19 protein-coding genes and 1 pseudogene are annotated in these 21,037 nt (G+C 65.0%); 10 read left to right on the plus strand and 10 right to left on the minus strand.

Going from position 1 to position 21,037, the window contains the following annotated elements; translation table 11 throughout:
* Window positions 1-511: 511 nt before the first annotated feature.
* Both L2Y97_RS10345 and L2Y97_RS10350 read left to right on the plus strand, forming a co-directional pair.
* A complete protein-coding gene (locus L2Y97_RS10345) occupies window positions 512-853 on the plus strand; it encodes a hypothetical protein (protein WP_247436369.1) in 342 nt (113 codons plus the stop codon).
* Window positions 854-925: 72 nt separating this feature from the next.
* The gene (locus tag L2Y97_RS10350; protein ID WP_247436370.1) at window positions 926-1,939 is read left to right on the plus strand and encodes an aldo/keto reductase; all 1,014 of its coding nucleotides are present in this window, start codon (window positions 926-928) and stop codon (window positions 1,937-1,939) included.
* Between the two features lie 72 nt (window positions 1,940-2,011).
* Here the strand turns inward: L2Y97_RS10350 and L2Y97_RS10355 are convergent, their stop codons facing one another.
* Complete coding sequence (locus tag L2Y97_RS10355) at window positions 2,012-2,653, minus strand: response regulator (protein WP_425492838.1); 642 nt, start codon at window positions 2,651-2,653, stop codon at window positions 2,012-2,014.
* A gap of 176 nt (window positions 2,654-2,829) precedes the next feature.
* Here L2Y97_RS10355 and L2Y97_RS10360 point away from each other — a divergent pair, with 176 nt between their 5' ends.
* Window positions 2,830-3,234 carry a winged helix-turn-helix domain-containing protein gene (locus L2Y97_RS10360; protein WP_247436371.1) on the plus strand — a complete coding sequence of 135 codons (405 nt, stop codon included), beginning with the start codon at window positions 2,830-2,832 and terminating at the stop codon, window positions 3,232-3,234.
* An 18-nt stretch (window positions 3,235-3,252) separates the two neighbouring features.
* Here the strand turns inward: L2Y97_RS10360 and L2Y97_RS10365 are convergent, their stop codons facing one another.
* The 6 genes from L2Y97_RS10365 to L2Y97_RS10390 form a co-directional block, all read right to left on the minus strand.
* Entirely contained in the window at window positions 3,253-4,500 is a 1,248-nt protein-coding gene (locus tag L2Y97_RS10365) for an MFS transporter (RefSeq protein ID WP_247436372.1), read from the minus strand.
* Between the two features lie 37 nt (window positions 4,501-4,537).
* Entirely contained in the window at window positions 4,538-4,837 is a 300-nt protein-coding gene (locus tag L2Y97_RS10370) for a putative quinol monooxygenase (RefSeq protein WP_247436373.1), read from the minus strand.
* Between the two features lie 34 nt (window positions 4,838-4,871).
* A complete protein-coding gene (locus L2Y97_RS10375; protein ID WP_247436375.1) occupies window positions 4,872-5,549 on the minus strand; it encodes a type 1 glutamine amidotransferase domain-containing protein in 678 nt (225 codons plus the stop codon).
* A 45-nt stretch (window positions 5,550-5,594) separates the two neighbouring features.
* Window positions 5,595-6,650 (minus strand): NAD(P)-dependent alcohol dehydrogenase, encoded by a 1,056-nt coding sequence (locus tag L2Y97_RS10380; RefSeq protein ID WP_247436377.1) that lies wholly within the window; start codon window positions 6,648-6,650, stop codon window positions 5,595-5,597.
* A 31-nt stretch (window positions 6,651-6,681) separates the two neighbouring features.
* Window positions 6,682-7,098 (minus strand): GlcG/HbpS family heme-binding protein, encoded by a 417-nt coding sequence (locus L2Y97_RS10385; RefSeq protein WP_247436379.1) that lies wholly within the window; start codon window positions 7,096-7,098, stop codon window positions 6,682-6,684.
* A 114-nt stretch (window positions 7,099-7,212) separates the two neighbouring features.
* Window positions 7,213-9,030 carry a monovalent cation:proton antiporter-2 (CPA2) family protein gene (locus L2Y97_RS10390; protein WP_247436381.1) on the minus strand — a complete coding sequence of 606 codons (1,818 nt, stop codon included), beginning with the start codon at window positions 9,028-9,030 and terminating at the stop codon, window positions 7,213-7,215.
* A 143-nt stretch (window positions 9,031-9,173) separates the two neighbouring features.
* Between L2Y97_RS10390 and L2Y97_RS10395 the strand changes: the two genes are divergently transcribed.
* Window positions 9,174-9,668 carry a hypothetical protein gene (locus tag L2Y97_RS10395; protein WP_247436383.1) on the plus strand — a complete coding sequence of 165 codons (495 nt, stop codon included), beginning with the start codon at window positions 9,174-9,176 and terminating at the stop codon, window positions 9,666-9,668.
* On the opposite strand, the gene L2Y97_RS10400 is transcribed toward L2Y97_RS10395, so the two are convergent.
* Window positions 9,665-12,670 carry a sensor histidine kinase gene (locus L2Y97_RS10400; RefSeq protein ID WP_247436385.1) on the minus strand — a complete coding sequence of 1,002 codons (3,006 nt, stop codon included), beginning with the start codon at window positions 12,668-12,670 and terminating at the stop codon, window positions 9,665-9,667. The two genes, L2Y97_RS10395 and L2Y97_RS10400, sit on opposite strands and share 4 nt — an antisense overlap.
* A 158-nt stretch (window positions 12,671-12,828) precedes the next feature.
* Complete coding sequence (locus L2Y97_RS10405) at window positions 12,829-13,302, minus strand: hypothetical protein (protein WP_247436387.1); 474 nt, start codon at window positions 13,300-13,302, stop codon at window positions 12,829-12,831.
* Between the two features lie 170 nt (window positions 13,303-13,472).
* On the opposite strand from L2Y97_RS10405, the gene L2Y97_RS10410 reads away from it, so the two are divergent.
* Window positions 13,473-14,432: an MBL fold metallo-hydrolase gene (locus L2Y97_RS10410; protein WP_247436388.1), complete on the plus strand. Its 960-nt coding sequence runs from the start codon at window positions 13,473-13,475 to the stop codon at window positions 14,430-14,432.
* Here the strand turns inward: L2Y97_RS10410 and L2Y97_RS10415 are convergent.
* The gene (locus tag L2Y97_RS10415) at window positions 14,414-15,340 is read right to left on the minus strand and encodes a LysR family transcriptional regulator (protein ID WP_247436389.1); all 927 of its coding nucleotides are present in this window, start codon (window positions 15,338-15,340) and stop codon (window positions 14,414-14,416) included. The genes L2Y97_RS10410 and L2Y97_RS10415 overlap by 19 nt on opposite strands.
* Before the next feature lie 109 nt (window positions 15,341-15,449).
* Here L2Y97_RS10415 and L2Y97_RS10420 point away from each other — a divergent pair, with 109 nt between their 5' ends.
* The 5 genes and pseudogenes from L2Y97_RS10420 (at window position 15,450) to L2Y97_RS10440 (ending at window position 20,847) form a co-directional block, all read left to right on the plus strand.
* Entirely contained in the window at window positions 15,450-16,226 is a 777-nt protein-coding gene (locus tag L2Y97_RS10420) for an SDR family NAD(P)-dependent oxidoreductase (RefSeq protein ID WP_247436390.1), read from the plus strand.
* A gap of 122 nt (window positions 16,227-16,348) precedes the next feature.
* Window positions 16,349-17,053 (plus strand): aquaporin Z, encoded by a 705-nt coding sequence (aqpZ, locus tag L2Y97_RS10425; protein WP_247436391.1) that lies wholly within the window; start codon window positions 16,349-16,351, stop codon window positions 17,051-17,053.
* Between the two features lie 149 nt (window positions 17,054-17,202).
* Window positions 17,203-17,838: pseudogene (locus tag L2Y97_RS10430) on the plus strand (DsbA family oxidoreductase).
* Window positions 17,839-17,954: 116 nt separating this feature from the next.
* A complete protein-coding gene (locus tag L2Y97_RS10435) occupies window positions 17,955-18,608 on the plus strand; it encodes a DUF3313 domain-containing protein (protein ID WP_247436392.1) in 654 nt (217 codons plus the stop codon).
* Between the two features lie 136 nt (window positions 18,609-18,744).
* Complete coding sequence (locus L2Y97_RS10440) at window positions 18,745-20,847, plus strand: phosphocholine-specific phospholipase C (protein WP_247436393.1); 2,103 nt, start codon at window positions 18,745-18,747, stop codon at window positions 20,845-20,847.
* Window positions 20,848-21,037: the final 190 nt, after the last annotated feature.

The raw sequence follows: 21,037 nt of genomic DNA on the forward strand, positions 1-21,037 counted from the left end.
GATGTCCGTTCTTCTTACAGACAACGCCAACTCACTTTTGTTACGTTCGTCTCGTTGCCTGCGCGCACCCAAGCAAACCCGCGCAGGCAACCACCGCACAACGCGGTGTAAGTCGCGAGCCAACGGTGCTACCAACACCGCTGGCCCGCTAACCACAACCAACTACACAAGAGTTGATAATGGCTATCCCTGATCATACGGCACGCGCCCGCCCGCCGAATCCCCCCGGCGACACCTCACCGGTCAACGGGCCGCCTGCATAAGTCGTAGGCACGTTTGGTGAATCGCGGTGGCATCTGTTTTTGAGGCAATTCTTGATCGAATGAGGCAGGCGCACCGCCTGGTGCGCCTCATGAAGGGTCGTCACCGCAACCCACTTCATCAATCACGCCACCCGGCGCCCGCGCACGGGCCGCCGGTGAACCCGCGCTCCTATGGTCCGTGGCATGGCAGGTCCGTATGACTGTCATGCCACGTCAAAGCACGCGGCCACCGTACAAAGGAGAACACGATGAGGACATCCATCGACAGCACACCGTCCCATGTCGCCACCTGCCACAACGAGCCGCTGCAGTCGACTGATGATTTGCTCAACGACGCCACGACCTGGCTGCAGTACGCCCGTGGGGTCACGCTAACGCTTGCCGATCTGATCCACGAAGCCGAAGAAGTCGATTGCCAGAACCTCGCCCTCTCCCTCGAGGCCATCGCCGCCATGACCCGCATGGGTACGCAGCAGCTTGGGGAGGCGAGGGCACAGGCCCGCTGGGATGCCGTTGCCGCCGAGGAGGCCGCCACATTTGCAGCAAACCGCCGTGACGAACCGCCCTTGGCGGGATTTGGCGGCATTTGACACGCCAGCGGCGGCGCACGGTGCTAGCGTTACAGGCTACGCCGCCCTCACGCCACGACATCGGAGCGCCCCATGGCACTGAAAGACCTGATCACCGATCCGCTGGGTTTCGGCACTGCGCCGCTCGGCAACATGTTCCGCGACATTCCCGAGGAAGAAGCCCAGGCCACCGTCGATGCGGCCTGGGATCACGGCATCCGTTACTACGACACCGCGCCCCTGTACGGCGCGGGCCTGGCCGAGATTCGCCTGGGCAAGGCGTTGGCCGGCCATGCGCGCGAGGATTACGTCATCAGCACCAAGGTCGGCCGCATCGTGCTCGATGAGGTCGAGGACGTGAATAGCCGCGATTTCGGCGAGAAGGGCGATGTGTTCCGCTACGGCTTGCCCAATAAAGTCGTTAACGACTATTCGGAAGACGCCACGCTGCGCTCCATCGAAGGCAGCCTCAAGCGCCTGGGTACCGATGTCATCGAGATCGCCTGGGTCCATGACGTTGCCCAGGATTTCTACGGTGATGAATGGCTGGCCCAGTTCGAGAGTGCCCGCAAGGGTGCTTTCCGCGCCCTCGATCGCCTGCGCGACGAAGGTGTCATCAAGGCCTGGGGCCTTGGCGTGAACCGCGTCGAGCCGATCGAGATCCTGCTGGAGTTGGACGAACCACGGCCGGATGGTTTCCTCCTCGCGGGCCGCTACTCGTTGCTGGACCACGCCAAGGCCCTGCAGCGCGTGATGCCAACCGTGCAGCGCGAAGGCCTGGGTATCGTCGTGGGCGGCCCCTACAGTTCCGGTGCACTCGTTGGCGGCAAGCACTTCGAATACGCCCCGGCCAGCCCGGAGATCCTGCACAAGGTGGCACGCATTCGCGGCATCGCCGAGGCCCACGGCATCAGCATGAAGGCCGCCGGCCTGCAGTTCAGCCTGGCTCACCCCGCCGTGGTCGCAGTGATTCCTGGCGCCAGCCACCCGGGCCGCATCGCCGAGGACAAGGACGCCATGCGCGAGCATGTGCCCCGTTCGTTCTGGCTGGAGTTGCGTAAGGAGGGCCTTGTCGCCCCGGATGCGCCGCTGCCGGGTGACGACTGAGCGAACCCGCGCGTGGCACCACACCGGGCGGCACGCCCCGAGGCCGCTGTGTCGCCAGCGGTATGCCAAGCGTTATGGCTGCAAGAACCCACGCTGGATCGCCAGCATCACGGCGTGGGTGCGGTCCCGGGCATTGAGCTTGGACAGGATGCTGCGCATGCGCGATTTCACCGTCTCCTCGGAGACGAATAGCTCTCCCGCGATCATCTTGTTGCCATGGCCCTGCGCAACCAATGCGAGCACAGCAACCTCTTTTGCCGTCAACAGCTCGGTGCCGGCATAGGCGGCCAGATCATGCGCGACATCAGGGTCCATCACATGGCGCCCGGCCATGGACGCCCGGATAGCACGGACGATTTCCTCCAGGCTGGATGATTTCAGCAGGTACGAGGTGGCACCCAGCATCAGTGCACGCATGATCCTCGCATCGCCGGGGTAGCTGGTAAGCACGATGATGTTCGCGTCGGGGAACTCACTGCGGATGGCACTGATGGCATCGAGGCCATCCACATCGGGCATCTGCAAGTCCATCAAGGCAACGCTGGGGCGTAATTCGCGGAATTTCTCGATGGCTTCGCGGCCGTTGGCGGCTTCACCGGCAAGCGCCATGTCGGCCTGCGTGGATATGGCAGCGCGCAAGCCATGCCGCATGACCGGGTGGTCATCGGTGATCAATACGCGAATCATGCTGCCTGCGTTATCCGCGTCGCTCACGGTGGCGCTCCCCGCGCGTAGTAACGTCACCGTGCATCGCCCGCGCGCCCGGGTCAATACCCATCGGGGTGAAAGTGTGACCCTCGGCCATGGCGACAAGATCCAGCCCTTAGGGGGTAGGACCTCGCTGCGGCCTGACCTACGGTTGTGCATGGGAAACTCCGAGGAGCATCGCCATGCCTGCACCGTCCCTGTTCGGCCCGTTCCGCCTTGAACCTGCGCAGCGCACCCTCCACCGCGATGGCACGCTGGTCAAATTGGGCAGTCGCGCGTTCGATATCCTGGTCATGCTGGTGGAGCGGCAAGGTGCCGTGGTCACCCCGCGTGAGCTGATGGCGGTGGCCTGGCAAGGCCTCGTCGTCGGCGAATCGAATGTCCGGGTCCAGATCGCCAACCTGCGCCAGGCGCTGGGCCGCGAAGGCGAAGGCGTTGGTTATATCGCCAGCGTCCCGGGTCGAGGCTATACCTTTCTTGCCCATGTCACCCGGCCGGTGGACGTGAGAGCTTCCGCACCAACGGCTCCGAAGCCCACATGGTTGGCAGGCACGTGGTCGTGGCGCTGGGTCGGTTCAGCGGTCTGAGCGGCCGCGACGCGAAGGTCATGCCCTCGCGCCGCCCGCGGCGGCGGCCAGGTGCGGCGAACGCGGCAATGTGATCGCAAACACGACCAGACCGAGCAGCGTCAGGATGAAGCCCGCCCAGGCGGCGGAGAGCAATCCCAGCCCCGCCGCGATCGCCGCGCCACCACCCCATGCGCCGATCGCATTGGCGACATTGAGCGATGCCAGGTTCATCGCGCCCATGAGTGTCGGCGCCTCAGGCGCGAACTGGGTGAGGCGCACTTGTATCGTCGGGATGGCGATCATCATGGTGGTGCCCACGCCGAACAGGGCGGCCATGAGGATCCATGGGTTGTCACCCGCCACGGCCAGGGTCGCAAGCACGAACAGCGCGGCGCCATAACCGATCACCAGTCCGCGCTGGGGGTATCGATCGGCGAGCTGACCGCCGACCAGGTTCCCGAGGGTCATGCCGATGCCGAACAGCGCGAGCGCTACGGGAATCCAGCGGCGATCGAGCACCACCACGTCGGTGATGAATGGTCCAATGAAGGTGTACACGGCGAAGATGCTGGCCACGCCGAGCGCTGCCACGAGCATCGTGGCCCACACCGAGCCCTTGCGGAGGGCGCTGAGTTCCTGCACCACGGGACCGCCACGCAGGGCATCGGTGCGTGGCACCCAGGCCAGCAGTGCGAAGGACGCGAGTGTGCCTAGCCCGGCCACCGCAAGGTACGTATTCCTCCACCCGAGGTTTTGACCGAGGAAGGTGGCCAGCGGCGAGCCGATGATCGTGGCCACGGTTAGGCCGGTCATTACCAGCGCGAACGCCTTGCCGCCTTTGCCCGGGCCTACGATGTAGGAGGCCACTACGGCGCCTGCCCCGAAGTACGCGCCTTGCGGCAGGCCGCTGATGAAGCGCGCCGCGGCGAACATGCCCAGGTTGGCCGCCTGGGACGACAGTACGTTGCCGATCACGAACAAGACCATGAGGCACAGCAGGAGAGTGCGGCGGTTGAGGCTGGCCGCAGCCAGGGTCACGGCCGGCGCGCCGATCACCACGCCGAAGGCGTAGGCGGTGATCGCGTTGGTCGCGGTTGGCAGGCTGATGCCGAGCGACGTCGAAAATAGCTGCAGGATGCCCATGCTGGCGAACTCGGACGTGCCGATGCAAAAGCTGCCCAAAGCGAGGGCGAACAAGGTCAACGTGCGCCGCGACGCCTGCTTGCGATCCTGGCAGTGCACCTGTACGGCGGCACACTGCGCTTCAAATGCCTTCTCATGCATGGAGCGAGCCTCTCAAGGCTCGCGGCGGTGCACGCGCTCAGATCGCGTCCACCGCCTCGAGCGGAATGGGGTTGCGCGTGGCGAGATCGTTGATGCGGCCGAGGTAGTTTTGGTAGTGCGGGCTCGCCCGGTGGGCTTCGGCACCGGCCGTATCGACATACAACTCGTCGATCACGAACACACCTGGCGTCTCGCGGTGCCGCCACAGGTTGTAGTGCACGTTGCCCGGCTCGCCGCGCGAGGGCGCCGTCATGCCGCGAAGCAATGCTTCGAGTTCGCCGGCCTTGCCTTCTTTCGCGGTCAGGACGGCTATCACCTTCACTTGCTTCGACGACATGGCGGCATTTCCTTGGGTGGCGAAAACCTGAAGGTTAATCGACCTTGGCCAGGGCCTCGACAATCGCCTTGCCGACGATGGACCCGGAGGCCGGGTTCTGGCCGGTGATCAGGCGCCCATCGACAATCAGGTGCGGCTGCCAGGGATCCACGCACGTGTACTCGGCGCCCGCTTCACGCAACACGCCTTCAAGGTCGAAATCGACATCGCGCGCCGCGTAGCCGTCTTCCTCGGCCTTGGAGAAGGACGTGAGCTTGCGACCCTTGACGAACGGCGTACCGTCCTCGAAGCGCGCGCCGAGGAAGGCGACAGGGCCGTGGCACACCGCGGAAACGATCTTGCCGCCATTCCAGGCCCGCAGCACCGCCTGCTTCACATAGCGATCTTTCGAGATATCCACCATGGGCCCGAGTCCACCGGGGAAGAAGATCGCGTCGTAATCGAGCACATCCACTTCGGATAGCCTGCGGCTACTCTGCAGCCGCCGGAAAGCGGCGCTCTCCAGGAACCGCTTCTGGACTGGATCGGACCCGTCGTAGCCATCATGCGGAACGATGCCACCGAGCGGTGAGGCGAATTCGACGGCGATGCCTGCCTTCTCCAGCACCTCGAACGGATGGGCGATCTCCGGGAAGAAGAATCCCGTAGTGCGTTCGAAGTTACCGATGACTGCCGTGTTGGTCGCGATGCAAAGAACGTGCTTGACGCGCATGGTGGTGGCTCCGTCGATGGTGTGGAAGGGAAGGGAATGCGCCAATCAGAACGTCATCACCGCGCGCCCGACGATGTCGCCGGTGCGCAGAAGATCGATGTATTTGTTCAGTTCTTCGAACTTGATGGGCTTGATCGTGTGCTTGATCTTGTCCTGCGCGGCGAGCGCCATGACTTCCATCAGGTCGGCGTTGTTACCCCAGAACGAGCCGTGGAAGCTTTGCTCGCGCGATACGCGTGGGAAGAGCGGGATATCGATCCGGTCGCCGACGAGGCCCACATCCACGTAGTGGCCGCTGATGGAAAGCAGGCTCATGCCGAGCTGGATCATGGCCGGCGCACCCGTGCAATCGATGATCGCGTCCAGGTCGACCTGGCCGAAAGCCTGGTTCAAATCCTTCTTGATGTCGGCTTCTGATTTGCCCTTCACCGCAATGGTGTGGTCAACGCCGTAGTCGCGCGCCACCGCCAGCTTCTCCTCGCTCCGGGCGATGGCTACGACACGCGCACCGCTACCCAATAGCCGGGCGTACTGCACGGCGTAGGCGCCCAGGCCACCAACACCAAGCACGCCGATGACGCGATCAGGGCCGAGGGCACCGGCATCGCGCAGCTTGCGGATACCGCGGTAGGTGGTAAGGCCGGCATCGGTGAGTGGCGCCAGTTGCTCGAACGGCAGGTTCTTGCCCACCTTGATCACATAGCGCGCCGGCACGGGGATGAATTCGGCAAACCCGCCCACCGGACCAAAGCCCGGCCAACGCACGTTCGGGCAGATCTGTGTATCGCCCACCTGGCAGTGCCGGCAGATGCCATCACCCCAGCCGGGAGCCACCACCACATGGTCGCCTTCGGCGATACCCGCGCCCTTCGGCACCAGCGAGCCCATTTTCGCGATGACGCCGGTGATCTCGTGGCCAAGCGTCAGCGGCGGCTTCAGGTCGGCGTAGGGGCGGAAATAGCCATCGATCAGCTGCACGTCCGAGCGGCACATGCCACAGGCTTTCACCTGCACGAGCACCTCGTCTTCCGCGATATCGGGTACCGGGATATCTTCCAGGACCAGGGGCTTGCCGTACTCATGCATGCGTGCCGCTTTCATGGGCTGTCACCTCGGGGGGAAGGGAGTGATGTCACGCGAGTGCCGCAAGTGCGGCTTCGGCCACGGCGATGTCCTGCTCGACCGTGCCCGCACTGGTGCCGACGGCACCGATGATCTGGCCGTCGTGGATGACCGGCATGCCGCCGCCGAAGATCACTACGGCGCCTTCGTTGCTGTTCTGGATGCCGTAGAGCTGGCTGCCGGGTTGGGCAAGCCCACTCAGGAAGGCGGTCGTTTTATCGAAGATGCGTGCGGTGAGCGCTTTGTGGATCGACAGGTCGATGCTGCCGATGAGCGCGCCATCCTGGCGGACAAACGCGAGAAGCCGGCCACCGGCATCCACGACGGCGATGTTGTAGGCAATGCCGAGCGCCGTGGCCTTGGTTTCGGCCGCGACGATCATGGCTTTGGCATCGGCTAGCGTGAGCGTCTGGAACGCGCGCGGCATGGCCACCTTCTCCGTGATACGGGTGACCTCTGGTGTAACACGGGGTCCTGCTCCGAAGCCCGTTAAGCGCGGTAAAACCGCGACCATTGCCGCTTAGTGCGTGACACCCGGGGGTTACTTCGCAGGTGAAGAATCACCGGCGGGCGGTGCATGTAGCGTGCGCGCTTCGTGCGTGGGCCGGGTGAATGGCGTGGGTTGTGGTCGCTGGAAGTTGGCAAGGCCGGCGGTGGCCCAATCGATCCCGGCGAGCTCGCGCGCGAATCGGTCGGCATCGCGTTGGCGTACCGTCTCGGCCACTTCATCGGCTTCGACGCGAGGAACGCCAAGTTCCACCAGCGCGAGGCTACCGAAGCGCAAGGCGGATTCAAATGTTTCCCGCTGGTGGATTTTCACGCCCAGCGCCGCCATGCGGAGTGAATGCTCGCGATCGTAAGTACGTACCATGAGCGTGGCGGCGGGGTAGCGCTCCTGGGTGATCGCGATAATGGTGTTCGCGGTAGTGCGTGAATCGACGCAGATGGCAATGATCCGTGCCTTGTCGGCACCTGCCGCATCCAGCACATCCAGCCGTGTGCCATCGCCATAATAGATCTTGAATCCAAACCCGGTGGCGGCTTCGATCATCTCGACATCCGTATCGATCACCGTGACGTCCACATCTCGTGCAAGCAACGACTGGCTTACCACCTGGCCAAAGCGGCCGAAGCCGATCATCAGGATGCTACCGGTCAGCCCGGGCGGCACATCGGCCGGGCGTGAAGGGACCACGCGCGCAGGCAGGTAGCGGCGGGCGGTCGCGTGGACCACCGGTGCCAGCGCCATGGAAAGCACGACGATCGCGGTGAAACGCGCGTTGTCCTCCTGGCTCATCAGGCCGGTCGCCGCGGCGCTTGCGTACAGCACGAAGGCAAACTCGCCGCCCAGCGGCATGAGGAGCGCGCGGTCCAGTGCCTCGGTGTGCCCATCGCCCAGGGCGCGGCCGACGCCATAGATGGCGGCCATCTTGGCCAGCATCATCGCGACCACCCCTAGTAGCACGGATAGCCAGTGGACCCGTACGACGTGGAGGTCCAGTGCCATGCCCACGCCAAGGAAGAACAAGCCCAGCAGCAGGCCGCGGAACGGTTCGATATCTGCCTCGAGCTGGTGGCGGAAGCTGGACTGGGAAAGCAGCACGCCAGCGACGAATGCCCCCAATGCCATCGACAGGCCGCCCAGCTGCATGAGCAGTGCGGCGCCCAGCACAACCAGCAGCGCGCCCGCGCACAGCACCTCGCGCACCTTCGACCGGGCCAGTACGCGGAACAACGGATCGAGCAACCAGCGGCCGGCGACCAGTAGTACCGCGAGGCACCCGATGCCAGTCAGGGCCGCGATCCACGGTACGCTGTTGGATGCGTTCTCGTGCACTGGCGACATCCAGGCGACCACGGCCAATAGGGGCACGATGATCAGATCTTCCAGCAGCAGGATAGCGACGACCTTTTGCCCCGGAGGCTGGTTCAGCTCACCGGATTCGGCCAGCAGTTGCATCACGATGGCGGTGGAGGTGAGCACGAAGCCCATGGCCCCGACGAACGCGACCCGTGGCGGGGCGCCGAGCAACCACGCCACGAAAGTGAGGGCGGCACCGCAGGCCACCAGCTGGATTAGCCCCAGGCCGTAGATCGTGCTGCGCAGCGCCCAAAGATGCGCAGGCCGCATTTCCAGACCGATCACGAACAGGAACATGACCACGCCAAGCTCGGCCAGGCCCAGGATCGCCTCCGGATCGGTGAACCAGCCGAGCACGAACGGCCCAACCAGTACACCTGCCACGAGGTAGCCGAGGACGGCGCCCAGCTTCAGTGCACGGAAAACGGGCACGATCAGCACGGCTGCGCCCAGCAGGGCCACGGCTTGCAGCAGCTGGCTATTGGCGATGCCTGTCATCGGGCGATCCTATGCCTGCCGCGGGCACCGTGATTGCAAAAGTGCGCCAAGCCGCGTTAAGCGTCGCGTGGCCGCTTGCGCCCGGCAGCCACGCCCGTCACGCTGGGCCGGTCTGGCCACGCCACGGGCTACGGGTACCGCACATGCGAACCGCGATCACCATGGGGTTGTTGCTCCTTATGGCGGGCGGTGCGCGCGCGAGCGATGAGTACGTCAACCCGATGTTCTGTTACCGCATCGTCCAGCCACCCGGTGTCACCCGGGTGGTTCCCCGCGCCGATGGAACCGGTATCACGATGGAGTGGGGTGCTCCGTGTACCGGGCCGGCGTGTGTCTCCATCGGCATTGCCGCGGGTTACCCCCGCAACCCGGGCGACCTTCCGCACGCCCATGCCTACTACCGTTCGCAAGGCTGGCAACAAGGCGCGCCAGTACGGCGCACGATCGCGGGCATACCCTGGGTTACCTACCCGATGTCGCGTCGTGGTGCGCGGCTTACCGTGCACGAGTACTCGCGCGGGCGCGGCAAGGCGACCTATGTGGTCCTTGCGCAATACCCGCCCGATGCCGCGCCCCGCGTCCGTCGCCAGGTGGCTGGCCTCCTGGGTTCGTGGCGGTGGCTCAGCGCGTGCCTTTAGCTGCGAGCCGGGCGGGTCGCACGCCGGCGCAGGCAGCGCAGCGGCAACGTAAGGGTGATGCGGGTGCCATGGGTGGTGGACTGGATGCCTAGCGGTGCCCCCAGGACTGCCGCGCGCTCGCGCATCCCGGCGATGCCCCAGTGACCCGAATCGCGCGGATCGCCGTGCATGTCGTTGCGCATGCCCATACCGTCATCGGCGATGGTGAGTTCCAGCGATCTCCGTGTCGTGAGCAAGCGCAGTTCGATCTGCGCAGCGCCGGCATGGCGGAATGCATTGACGAGGCTTTCGCGGCAAATTGCAAGGATGTCTTCGCCTACCTCCGGATCGATATCCTGGTCATCCACGCGTACCTCGATCACCACCGCCACCGTGGAAGCGTTCTCCATCAGGTGGGCCAGCTCTTCCACGGCGGCCCCCAGCTTGCGCAACGAGGTGATGTTGGTGCGCAGCTCACGAACCCGGTCGCGGCCTTCCACGATGAAATCGTTCGCGACTTTCAGCGTGCCCTGGATGCCCTCCTGCATGGGGTCGTCCTTGGGAATGGCGGAAGCCACGGCCTGGAACCGAAGCATGATGCCGTAGATCGCCTGCAGCAACGTATCGTGCAGCTCCCTCGCGATGCGCTCGCGCTCTTCGTGGCGCGCTTCCGATTGAAGGCGTACGGCCCGCGACACGCTGCGGATGCGCCACGCGTAGGCGAGGGCGACCAGCGCGAGCAAGGTGAGCGCCGACAGTACGATGAACCAGGTGGCCTGATAGAAGCGCGGAGGGATGTCGATGGTGAGGCGCGCACCGCGCTCGTTCCATACGCCGTCATCGTTCGCGGCGATGACATCGAACCGATACGTGCCCGGGGACAGGTTGGTGTAATACGCCTGTCGCCGCGTACCGGCATCCACCCAGCCCAGATCCTCGCCTTCCAGGCGGTAACGAAAGCGGACGCGCGAAGGCGAGGTGAGGCTCACCGCCGTGTAATCGACTTGCAGCGCGCCATCGCCGGAAGGCAGGCGCACCGTCCCGGCAGGTTCAAGGGCATGGCCGTCGGCCTGCACGCCGGTGATGAAAACCGGCGGCGGTTGGGTGTTCCGTCGCTGCACGGAGGCATCGAGCCAGTACAACCCTTCGTTCGTGACGAGCCAGATTCGCCCGCTGTCGTCCTGCTGCATGCTGGGCACGGGTTGGCCTTGCCGCGCGATGCCCTGGATCCCGTCGCGAAAGTCGAACAGACCCGATTGAGGACGGTAGTGCGGATCGGCGAAGGCCTGCTCAAGTTCGTTGGCTGTGAAGCGCAGGGCCCCGTGGCCGCCATTGATCCAGACATCGCCCTTGGCAGCTTGCACGATGCCCGTAATGCCAACGAGGGCAGGGAAATCGTGGTCGGTCAGCGACTGCATGCGGCCGTCGCGGTAGCGGGCGAGGCCGGTGCTGCCGCCGAAATACACGCCCGTGTTCGTCGCCGTGATGGTTGCCACCGCGCCGATATCCATGCGGTTGTTCGGGTCGTACAGCGTCTCGGCGCCTGTGCTGCCGACAGCAAGCACCTCACCACCCGCGTAGCCCAGCCAGAATGTTCCATCCGGGCCCATGGCGCCGGTGGTGGGGTAACCCTTGGCCCCGTGGCTGCGTGGCGTCCACGCCTCCCAATGGTCACCACGGAAACGATGCACGCCGAGGCCTTCGATCGAGGCCCATAGTTCGCCTGATGCGCCCGCGGCGAGGAACTTCAGACGTGAGCCATACAGGCCGTTGGGCAGCGGCACCGGTTCAAGGTGGCCTTCGCGGTACCGATACAGGTCGTGATAGCCCACGACCCAGAGCATGCCCGTGGTGTCGAAAAGGATGCTGAGGATGTCGGGCACGCCGGCCAGGACGGTTTCAAGGTTGTCGCCCTGAAGCCGATAGACCGTCTCTTGATTCGATAGCCATAGCTGCCCGTGCGGATCGCGGGTAACGCTGGTGTGCAGGCGCGCCTCGGGGCCGAAATCGCGAAGGACGCCCACGGGGCCGCGGTGGTAGCTATCGATGCCTGAGGCGGTACCGATCCACGCATTACCCTCACGATCGATGAGCACGGGGGTGGCGGTGTTGGAGGTGAGTCCCTGGGGTGCGGTGAAGGTGTGGGTGACGTCGCGGTCGCCGACGATGCCCGTGGTGGCGAGGTGTTGCGGATCCGCGACGTGGAACACTTTGCCCGTACCCAGCCCGGTGGCCCACAAACCTCCTTCGCGATCGAACGTCATCCGTAGCGCGGCGTGCGTATCGGTCACCGGCAGTGTCGCGGCATCGGCCACGGCCGGGTGCGCCGCCGAGATCCCCGGCAACGGGCGGGTGCCGTGCAGGCGGTCCGACACCCAGAGCGTGCCCTTGCCATCCAGCGCCAGTGTGCTCCCCGGCGCGAGTGCCACGTTGGTGGCCTGGAAGTGTGTCGTTCCGTGGGACAGGTAGACGAGCTGGTTCACGGCGGACACCCACAGTGTGCCCTCGGTATCGAACAGGGCCCAGTCGGCACGGTCCGCGGCATACCCCCAGTCGGCGCCGGCCTTGTGCCAGCGCGTGCCATCGAAGCGACCGAGTCCCTGGCTTGTGGCTACCCAGAGTTCGCCTCCCGGCCCTTCGGCAAACACCAGCACCCAGCCCGGTGGGAAACCATCGGCGACGTCGTACGCATGCAGATCGCCATCGGCTATGTAGGCGGCGCCACCGTCGTAGAACCCGACCCACAGGCCGCCGCGGGCGGTGAACTTCAGGGCTGTGATGTTTGCCGCGGGCAAGTGTTGTCCGGGCGGCGGCTGGTAACGCGAAAACGTTACGCCATCAAAGCAGTAGAGGCCGGTGCCCGATCCCAGCCACAGGTAGCCATCTGGCGCCTGCGCCAGCGCAATGTTGGCCGGCGGCGCGCCATCGCCCGTGGTCCATGCCTGGTGCACGTAGCTCCCCGGCTGCAAGGCGCCGGGGCCGTCGGCGTGGGCCACGGCCGTGCATGCCAAGGCAAAGGCCACCAGCATCCAGGGCAGTACACGGGATCGCGCGAAGGCAAGCATCGCAAGGGGTGTAGCGGTGCCCCCGGCGAAAAGATTGGTAAATCCGCGCTGCGGCTAGCGTGCGCGGGTATCGATCGTGCGGCGGTGAACGGCGGCCATTAACTGGCCACCGTCAATCAACCTTCGTCTTCCTCGTCCTCGTCCTCATCGTCATCTTCCGCATCCAGCCCGCCGGGGTGGAACTGGATGGCGATTTCATCCGGCGCCACGCTCGCACCGGCCTGGTCGCGCCAGGTGAGCTTATCGTCGTCAAGCGACAGCACGGACGCGTTGTCGAAGGTCAGGGTGAGCGTCGCCACGTCGTCTTCCTGGGCGAAGAGGAGGCGCTGGAACAGGGCAGGGTCGATGGCGACCGAGACCTTGCCCACGCCATCGTCCGGCTCGATGCTCATGCCCGAGGCGTTCGGGTTGGCGTTCCCGGTCGCTGCATGGAATTCCACCGACCACTGTTCGAGCTGGGCACCCAGGCTCTCGCTCCAGACTTCTTCGGACGTCACCTGCCCGTCGAAGCTGACCCAGGTGCTGTGCACGCCCTTGCGCGTCGTCGATGCGACCGACGGGCTGTGCAGCTCGAGATATACAACCACCATGCCTTTCTCCTTCCGGTGCCCAGTGCACCGCAGGGGCGCGAGTCTGGGACTTCGCGAAGCGCCAAACAACCCACCGTTCGCTCCCGGCGGGAATCACCAAGACGGTGCGTTGCCCCGGGCGCTGAATGCTTCGCTATCCGCCGCGTTCCGCGGCGCCAGGAGGGTGGGTCATGACAGGTAATTCCCTGCTTAAAGGCTGTATCCGGCCAGCGCTTGGCGTGGCGATCATGGCGGCACTCGCCGCGGGGCCCGTCTGGTCGCAGGCAGCGGCCCCGCCGACCAGCCCGGTGGTCAAGATCAACGCGGCCGCGGCCACCGCCAAGATCGAAACGACCCCGCTACGCGGCCCGCTCAACATGCTCTCCGGTTCCGGCGGCAACATCACGGTGCTGACCGGCAAGCAGGGCAAGCTCATGGTCGATGCGGGCATCGCCGTGTCGCGGCCCAGGATCGAAGAAGCGCTCACCGCGCTGGGCAAGGGGCCGGTCAAGTACCTGATCAACACGCACTACCACTGGGACCACACCGACGGTAACCCCTGGGTGCACGAAGACGGCGCGACGATCATCGCGACGGCGGGCACCGTAAAGCGCGTGACCGCGACCACCCGCGTGGATGACTGGGACTACACGTTCACGCCCATGGCCAAGGGTGGCGTGCCGACCGAAATCCTGAAGGCCAACAAGACCTACCACTTCGACGGGCAGACCGTCGAGGTCCGCCTGCTCGAGCCCTCGCACACCGACACCGACCTCTACGTGTACTTCAAGGAGGCGAACGTCGCCTCGCTGGGCGATCTGTTCTGGAATGGCGTCTATCCGTTTATCGATAATGAAAACGGCGGCGGCATCGACGGCATGATCAAGGCCGACGACGCGATCCTGGCCGCGCTGAATGATGACGTGGTGCTGGTGCCCGGGCATGGCCCCGTGGGGACGAAGAAGCAACTTCAGGCCTTCCGCGACATGCTGGCCGGCATCCGCGATAACGTCGCGGCGCTGAAGAAACAAGGCAAATCACGCGACGAAGTGATCGCGGCCAAGCCGACGGCGAAGTACGACGACGTCTACGGCCACTTCGTGATCGGCCCGGATTTCTTCACCCGGATTGTTTACGACGGCTTGAAGTGATCCGCCGCATTCGCCCGCTCCGGCAGCACCTCGGTGATCCAGTCGAGGAACGCGCGGAGCCGGGCGTTGTTGCGGCGATCGGCGGGGTACACCAGGTACGCCGGTAGTGGCGCAGGTTGCCATGCATCGAGCACGGCAACCAGCGCGCCGCTCGCGAGGTAAGGCGCCACGGCGAACGTAAAGGTCTGCACGATGCCCAGCCCGGCCACGGCTGCGGCCGTATGCGCGTTGCTTTCGTTGACCTCGACCGACAGCACCAGGCCATCCTCGGCGCTGCGTTCGCGATCGGTGAAGCGCAACGGGTGGGCCCGGCCCGTGCGCGCCGAGAAGTAACCCACCACGTCGTGACCATCGCGGGCGAGGTCGTCGGGATGCGTGGGCGTGCCGTGGCGTGCCAGGTAATCGGGCGAGGCGCAGGTGGTCCACGGCAGATCCACGATGTGCCGGGCCACGAGATTCGGATCATGCGCGGTGCTGCGTATGGCGCAGTCGATGCCTTCGCCGATCAGGTCCAGCGTGCGATCGGAGACGCCCACCTGGAGGCGAATCCCCGGGTAGCGCTCACGGAACGCGGGCAGGGCCGGAAGAATCAGGCCCGCCGCGACCGAGCCGCCGGTGTCGATGCGCAGGGTGCCCGTGGGGCTGGCGCTGCCGCTGGCAAGGGTCGTCTCGAAATCGTCCAGCTCGGCCAGCCAGTGCCGGGTGCGCTCGTAATACGCGGCCCCCTCGGCGGTCACCGAGACCCGGCGGGTGGTTCGTTCAAACAGGCGCACGCCCAACTGGGCTTCCAGCGCCTGGACCAGCTTGGTCACCGTGGACTTCGGCAGCCGCAGGCCATCGGCGGCCCTGGCGAAACCCCCGGTCTCCACGACCCGGCCAAACACGCGCATGGCGAGCAGATGGTCCAAGATTGTTTCTCCCTGGGGATAGTGAAATCGCATCCGGATTATTTATCCGCGAATCGCGAATAGCCAGACTATCACCCATCGACCGCGCCGCGGTCATCGGAGACCGACCATGCATACCCTCGCCAACAGCAACGTCCACACCACTCGCCACGCCGGCAAGATCGCCCTGGTTACCGGCGGCAGCTCGGGCCTGGGCCTGGCCACCGCCGAGCGCCTGATCCGCGAAGGCGCCACGGTGTACATCACCGGCCGCCGCCAGGCCGAGCTCGATGCCGCCGCGGCCAAGACCGGCGCCATCGCCATCCAGGGCGATATCGCCGTCGCCGCTGACCTCGACCGCATCTTCGCCACGATCAAGGCGCGCAGCGGCAAGCTCGATATCGTCTTCGCCAATGCCGGTGGCGGTGAGTTCGCGCCGCTGGGCCAGATCAGCGAAGCCCAGTTCGACAAGTACTTCGGCATCAACGTGAAGGGCACCCTGTTCACCGTGCAGAAGGCGCTGGAACTGATGGGCCCAGGTAGCGCCATCGTGCTCAACGGCTCCATGGTCTCGATCAAGGGCGCCCCGGCGTTCGGTGTGTACGCTGCCACCAAGGCCGCGCTGCGCTCGTTTGCCCGCACCTGGGCCAGCGACCTGAAGGGCCGCGACATCCGCGTCAACGTGGTTGCCCCGGGCACGATCGTCACCCCGGGTTACTCGACCGAGCTTGGCATGAGCGAGCAGCAGATCTCGGACTACGCCGCCTACGTGGCCGGCATCACCCCGCTGGGCCGCACCGGCGAGCCGGATGAAATCGCCAAGGCCGTGTCGTTCCTGGCCTCGGATGATGCGAGCTACATCACCGGTATCGAGCTGTTCGTCGATGGTGGCCAGGCGCAGATCTGATTCGCCCGCGCTGGTTAGAAGCCTTACCTACGGCGCCTGCGTAAATGTACGCAGGCGCCTTTTTTCGTCGCACCGGAACATGCCTGCGGGGGATCCGAGCTGTTCACCGGAGGAGCTGCGACATGGCAAAGCGCTTGTGGGCCGAGTTCTTCGGCACGTTCTGGCTGGTATTTGGTGGCTGCGGTAGCGCGGTGTTCGCCGCCGCGTTTCCGGAACTTGGCATCGGGTTCGCCGGTGTCGCGCTGGCCTTTGGCCTTACCGTGCTCACCATGGCGTATGCCGTGGGGCACCTCTCCGGTGGCCACTTCAACCCGGCGGTGACATTGGGTTGCCTGACCGGCGGCCGTATCGCCGCGCGCGATGTGCTCCCTTACATCATCACCCAGGTGATCGGCGGTATCGCTGCGGGTGGCGTGTTGTACCTCATCGCCAGCGGCAAGCCGGGGTTTGATGTAACGCTGGGCTTTGCCACCAATGGTTACGGCGAGCATTCGCCCGGCGGTTACTCGATCGTGGCAGCGGCGGTCGCCGAGTTCGTGCTCACGGCGTTCTTCCTGATCGTGATCCTCGGTAGCACCTGCAAGCTGGCAGCGACGGGCTTTGCGCCGCTGACCATAGGCCTGGCGCTCACACTGATCCACCTTATTTCGATTCCGATCACCAACACCTCGGTGAACCCCGCGCGTAGCACGGCCGTGGCGGTGTACCAGGGCGGCTGGGCGCTCGGCCAGTTGTGGTTCTTCTGGGTCGTGCCGTTGCTTGGTGGTGCCGTCGGTGGGTGGATCCATCGGGCGTTGCTGGAGAACAGGCGCGAAGAGGTGGTGTAAATCGACGCGCTCTATGCGTCGTTTCTATACTCGGACGGACAGGTAGTTCTGAATGTTCTCCGCCGACGCGCGGCTAACGCGTGCCGGCGGGGTGGGGCGTATACTTTTTCGCATCCCCTTTAGTGAACATGCCTCCCATGTCCAAGAAAATGAAGATCGATTTCGTCTCCGATGTCGCGTGCCCGTGGTGCGCGATCGGCCTCAGTGGGCTGGAGCGCGCCCTGGAAACCCTGCACGATGTCGTGGATGCGGACATCACCTTCCACCCGTTCGAGCTCAACCCGAACATGCAGGCTGGCGGTGAAAACATGGTGGAGCACATCGTCGCCAAGTACCGCATTCCCGCCGACGAAGCGCGCACCAATCGCGAGCGGATCAAGGCACGCGCGGCGAGTGTCGGCTTCACGATGAACACCTCGGATGCAAGTCGCATCTACAACACCTTCGATGCGCATCGTTTGATCGCGTGGTCGGCGGAGCACGGCAAGCAGCACGCGCTCAAGCGCCAGCTGCTGGAACTGAACTTCACCGAGCAGACCGACCCGGGCAACCACGATGCGTTGGTCGATGCCGCTGGCAAGGTTGGCCTTGATCAGGCGGAGGCGCGTGCTGTGCTCGACTCCGATCGTTAAGCGGGCGACGTGCGCCGCGACGAGGCGCTGTGGCAGAGCCGCGGCATCACCGGCGTGCCGGCCGTCATCATCAACGACAAGTGGCTCATCTCGGGCGGCCAGCCGCCGGAGGAGTTCGAGCGGCAGTTGCGGGCCATCGCGCAGGAGGCGTGAGCCTCCCCTCCGGCGGGGCGGCTACGTAATTCTGCGGAGCTGCTCTACGCCTGCCTACTGAGTTTTAGCGAGTGGCATCGGGCTACCTTCGTCATACAAGACAAGGAGCCCGTGCCATGCGCCTGCAACCGATCGCGTTTGTTGTCTTCCTGGCGGCCGTATCGGTAGCAGCGGTCGCCGCACCCCCGCCGCATAGCGGTTTCCTCGAGTCGTACCCTGCACTGAAACCGGATCCCAAGCATGCCGGTGGCTACCTCTATATTGCGCCGGGCACATCGCTGAAGGGGTACAGCAAGATCGAACTGGCGCCGATCACCATCTGGTATGCCAAGGATTCGCCGTACCAGGGGATCGATCCGGAGGAGCTTGCTGGCGTCACCAAAAACCTGCGGGCGGCTATGGTCCGCAACCTCGAGCCGGACTACCCGGTGCTCGACGTGGCCGGAAAGGACGTTTTGCAGCTGCGCATAGGTATCACGCAAGTCGTGGCCGAGAAAAAGAAGCGCGGCATTCTTGGCTACACGCCCATCGGCTTTGTAGTGGGCGCGGCCAAAGACATGGCCACGGCCGGCCCCAACGTAAACCTGAAATCCGCGACGCTGGAAGCTGAGCTGCTGGATCCCTCCGGCAAGCAACTGGCTGTATCCGTCGATCCGCTTGTCCCTGCTGACTTCAACAAGGACACCATGACCTGGGCCGACCTCGGCCAGATCATGGATGCCGCAGGCAAGCGCATGCGCGCCCGGCTGGATGGTGATAACGCGCGGTGATCACAGCCTGAAACTGTGACCCATATGGCGGTTTCGGAACGCCCTGGCCGGGGTGGCCGCCCGTGTGCCAAAACTGTCATATGCCGCCGTGACACTCGCTGCCGCAGGGGGATAAACGACAGCGTATGGGGCACACATGACCTCCCAGGATCGGCGGCACTTCCTGAAGCTTTCCCTTGGCGCCGCGGGCGCCGCTTTCACGGCATCGGTGGTGCCGCCATCGATCCAGAAGGCTCTGGCGGTGCCAGCGGCGCGGCGGACCGGCACGCTCAAGGATATTGAGCATGTGGTGATCCTGATGCAGGAGAATCGCTCGTTCGATCATTATTTCGGGAGCATGCGTGGGGTGCGTGGCTTCGGCGATACCCGCACGCTGACGCTGGGGTCGGGTCGCTCGGTGTGGCACCAGCCGTTGACGGCGGGCAGCGATGACTACCTGCTGCCGTTCCGCCCGCAGGCAGATAACCTCGGCCTGCAGTTCCTTGAGGACCTGCCGCACGGCTGGAACGACACGCAGGCCGCTTTCAATGGCGGGAAGTACGACCAGTGGGTGCCTTCCAAGGGCACGACCACCATGGCCTACCTGACGCGCGAAGACATCCCGTTCCACTACGCGCTGGCCGATGCGTTCACGGTGTGCGACGCCTACCACTGCTCGATCCTCTCCTCGACCGACCCGAACCGCTATTACATGTGGACCGGTTACGTCGGCAATGACGGGCAGGGCGGTGGTCCGGTGCTTTCCAATGCCGAACTGGGCTATGGGTGGACCACGTACCCCGAGCGGCTGGAAGCGGCGGGTGTGTCCTGGAAGATCTACCAGGACATCGGCACGGGGCTGGATGCTGCCGGTGGCTGGGGCTGGGGTTCGGACCCGTACATCGGCAACTACGGCGATAACTCGCTGCTGTACTTCAACCAATACCGCAACGCCGAACCGGGCAGCCCCCTGTATGACAAGGCGCGCACCGGCACGAACACGCTAAACGGCCAGTCGCTGTTCGACATCCTGCAGAAGGATGTGGCCGCCGGTACGTTGCCTGCCGTTTCGTGGATCGCAGCGCCAGAGGCCTATACCGAGCACCCGAGCTGGCCAGCGAATTACGGTGCGTGGTACGTCGACAAAGTGCTCGATGCGCTCACCTCGAACCCGGAGGTGTGGAGCAAGACCGCGCTGTTCATCACCTACGATGAAAACGATGGCTTCTTCGATCACGCGCTGCCCGCATTTCCGCCGGCAAGTCGTGACCGTGGCCTGTCGACCGTGAGCATTGATGGGGAGGTTTATCCGGGCGGTAACGGGTTCAATGCCGGCGTATACGGCCTGGGTGTGCGCGTTCCGATGCTCGTGGTGTCGCCGTGGAGCAAGGGCGGCTGGGTGTGTTCGGAAACCTACGACCACACGTCGATCATTCGCTTCCTCGAACAGCGCTTTGGTGTGCGCGAGCCGAACATCTCGGCGTGGCGCCGTGCGGTGTGCGGGGACCTGACCCGCGCGTTCGATTTCGATGAGCACGACGGCCGTATGCCGCGGCTGCCGGCGACGGCCAGCTACGAGCCCGACCGTGGCAACCACGACACGCTCAGCCCGCCGGTGCCCGCGCACCAGCACATGCCGAAACAGGAGCGCGGCCAGCGCCCGGCGCGTGCGCTGCCGTACGCGCTGGATGTCACCGGCAACGTCGACCAGGGGCAGGGCCGTTACGTCCTGGATTTCACTAACAGCGGCGATGCGGGCGCGTGCTTCCACGTCACGTCGTCGCTCCGTTCCGACGGCCCGTGGGTGTACACCGTGGAAGCCGGTAAGGCGCTCTCGGATTATTGGACCAGCGCCTACAGTGGTGATGCGTACGACCTCACCGTGCTGGGCCCAAATGGCTTCCTGCGCCAGTTCAGCGGCAATCAACCCGCCGCGGGTGTCGATCCGCGCCGCCTTGCCTTACCTGAGGTGAGCCTTAGGCCAGGCCGCCGCAACGGCGACCTGCATCTGGTGCTGGTGAACAACGGCGGCCGCCCTTGTGCCATTACCGTTACGGCTAACGACTATTTGCGCGAGCCGCCGCGCCGTTACTGGCTGATGCCCGGCCAGCAGATCGAAAGCCGTTGGGATATCACGGGTTGCGACCACTGGTACGACCTGACCGCCACCAGCGATACCGACGAGCTGTTCCTGCGCCGCTTCGCCGGCCACCGCGAAACCGGCCAGCCCTCGGTCTCCGATCCCGCCTTCGGCGGATAAGTCGCGGACCCTCACCTGTAGGAGCGCGCTTGCGCGCGATGGGTGCTTGCCTCAAGACCCATCGCGCGCAAGCGCGCTGCTACAGGGGTGGCCACGCTGTCGGGCAAATTCTTGCGAATTCATCTGGCGCCGCTGCAATGGCGGCCGGTGCGTGCGTAGACTGACCCCAGGGGAGCCAGGGGTGGTCGAG

Source organism: Luteibacter aegosomatissinici (genome assembly GCF_023078495.1).
Taxonomy (GTDB): domain Bacteria; phylum Pseudomonadota; class Gammaproteobacteria; order Xanthomonadales; family Rhodanobacteraceae; genus Luteibacter; species Luteibacter aegosomatissinici.

Excerpts from the sequence above, each read along its gene's own strand:
- L2Y97_RS10345 (WP_247436369.1), top strand. The coding sequence starts at position 512 with ATGAGGACATCCATCGACAGCACACCGTCCCATGTCGCCACCTGCCAC.
- L2Y97_RS10350 (WP_247436370.1), top strand. The coding sequence starts at position 926 with ATGGCACTGAAAGACCTGATCACCGATCCGCTGGGTTTCGGCACTGCG.
- L2Y97_RS10360 (WP_247436371.1), top strand. The coding sequence starts at position 2,830 with ATGCCTGCACCGTCCCTGTTCGGCCCGTTCCGCCTTGAACCTGCGCAG.
- L2Y97_RS10365 (WP_247436372.1), bottom strand. The coding sequence starts at position 4,500 with ATGCATGAGAAGGCATTTGAAGCGCAGTGTGCCGCCGTACAGGTGCAC.
- L2Y97_RS10370 (WP_247436373.1), bottom strand. The coding sequence starts at position 4,837 with ATGTCGTCGAAGCAAGTGAAGGTGATAGCCGTCCTGACCGCGAAAGAA.
- L2Y97_RS10375 (WP_247436375.1), bottom strand. The coding sequence starts at position 5,549 with ATGCGCGTCAAGCACGTTCTTTGCATCGCGACCAACACGGCAGTCATC.
- L2Y97_RS10380 (WP_247436377.1), bottom strand. The coding sequence starts at position 6,650 with ATGAAAGCGGCACGCATGCATGAGTACGGCAAGCCCCTGGTCCTGGAA.
- L2Y97_RS10385 (WP_247436379.1), bottom strand. The coding sequence starts at position 7,098 with ATGCCGCGCGCGTTCCAGACGCTCACGCTAGCCGATGCCAAAGCCATG.
- L2Y97_RS10390 (WP_247436381.1), bottom strand. The coding sequence starts at position 9,030 with ATGACAGGCATCGCCAATAGCCAGCTGCTGCAAGCCGTGGCCCTGCTG.
- L2Y97_RS10395 (WP_247436383.1), top strand. The coding sequence starts at position 9,174 with ATGCGAACCGCGATCACCATGGGGTTGTTGCTCCTTATGGCGGGCGGT.
- L2Y97_RS10405 (WP_247436387.1), bottom strand. The coding sequence starts at position 13,302 with ATGGTGGTTGTATATCTCGAGCTGCACAGCCCGTCGGTCGCATCGACG.
- L2Y97_RS10410 (WP_247436388.1), top strand. The coding sequence starts at position 13,473 with ATGACAGGTAATTCCCTGCTTAAAGGCTGTATCCGGCCAGCGCTTGGC.
- L2Y97_RS10420 (WP_247436390.1), top strand. The coding sequence starts at position 15,450 with ATGCATACCCTCGCCAACAGCAACGTCCACACCACTCGCCACGCCGGC.
- aqpZ (WP_247436391.1), top strand. The coding sequence starts at position 16,349 with ATGGCAAAGCGCTTGTGGGCCGAGTTCTTCGGCACGTTCTGGCTGGTA.
- L2Y97_RS10435 (WP_247436392.1), top strand. The coding sequence starts at position 17,955 with ATGCGCCTGCAACCGATCGCGTTTGTTGTCTTCCTGGCGGCCGTATCG.
- L2Y97_RS10440 (WP_247436393.1), top strand. The coding sequence starts at position 18,745 with ATGACCTCCCAGGATCGGCGGCACTTCCTGAAGCTTTCCCTTGGCGCC.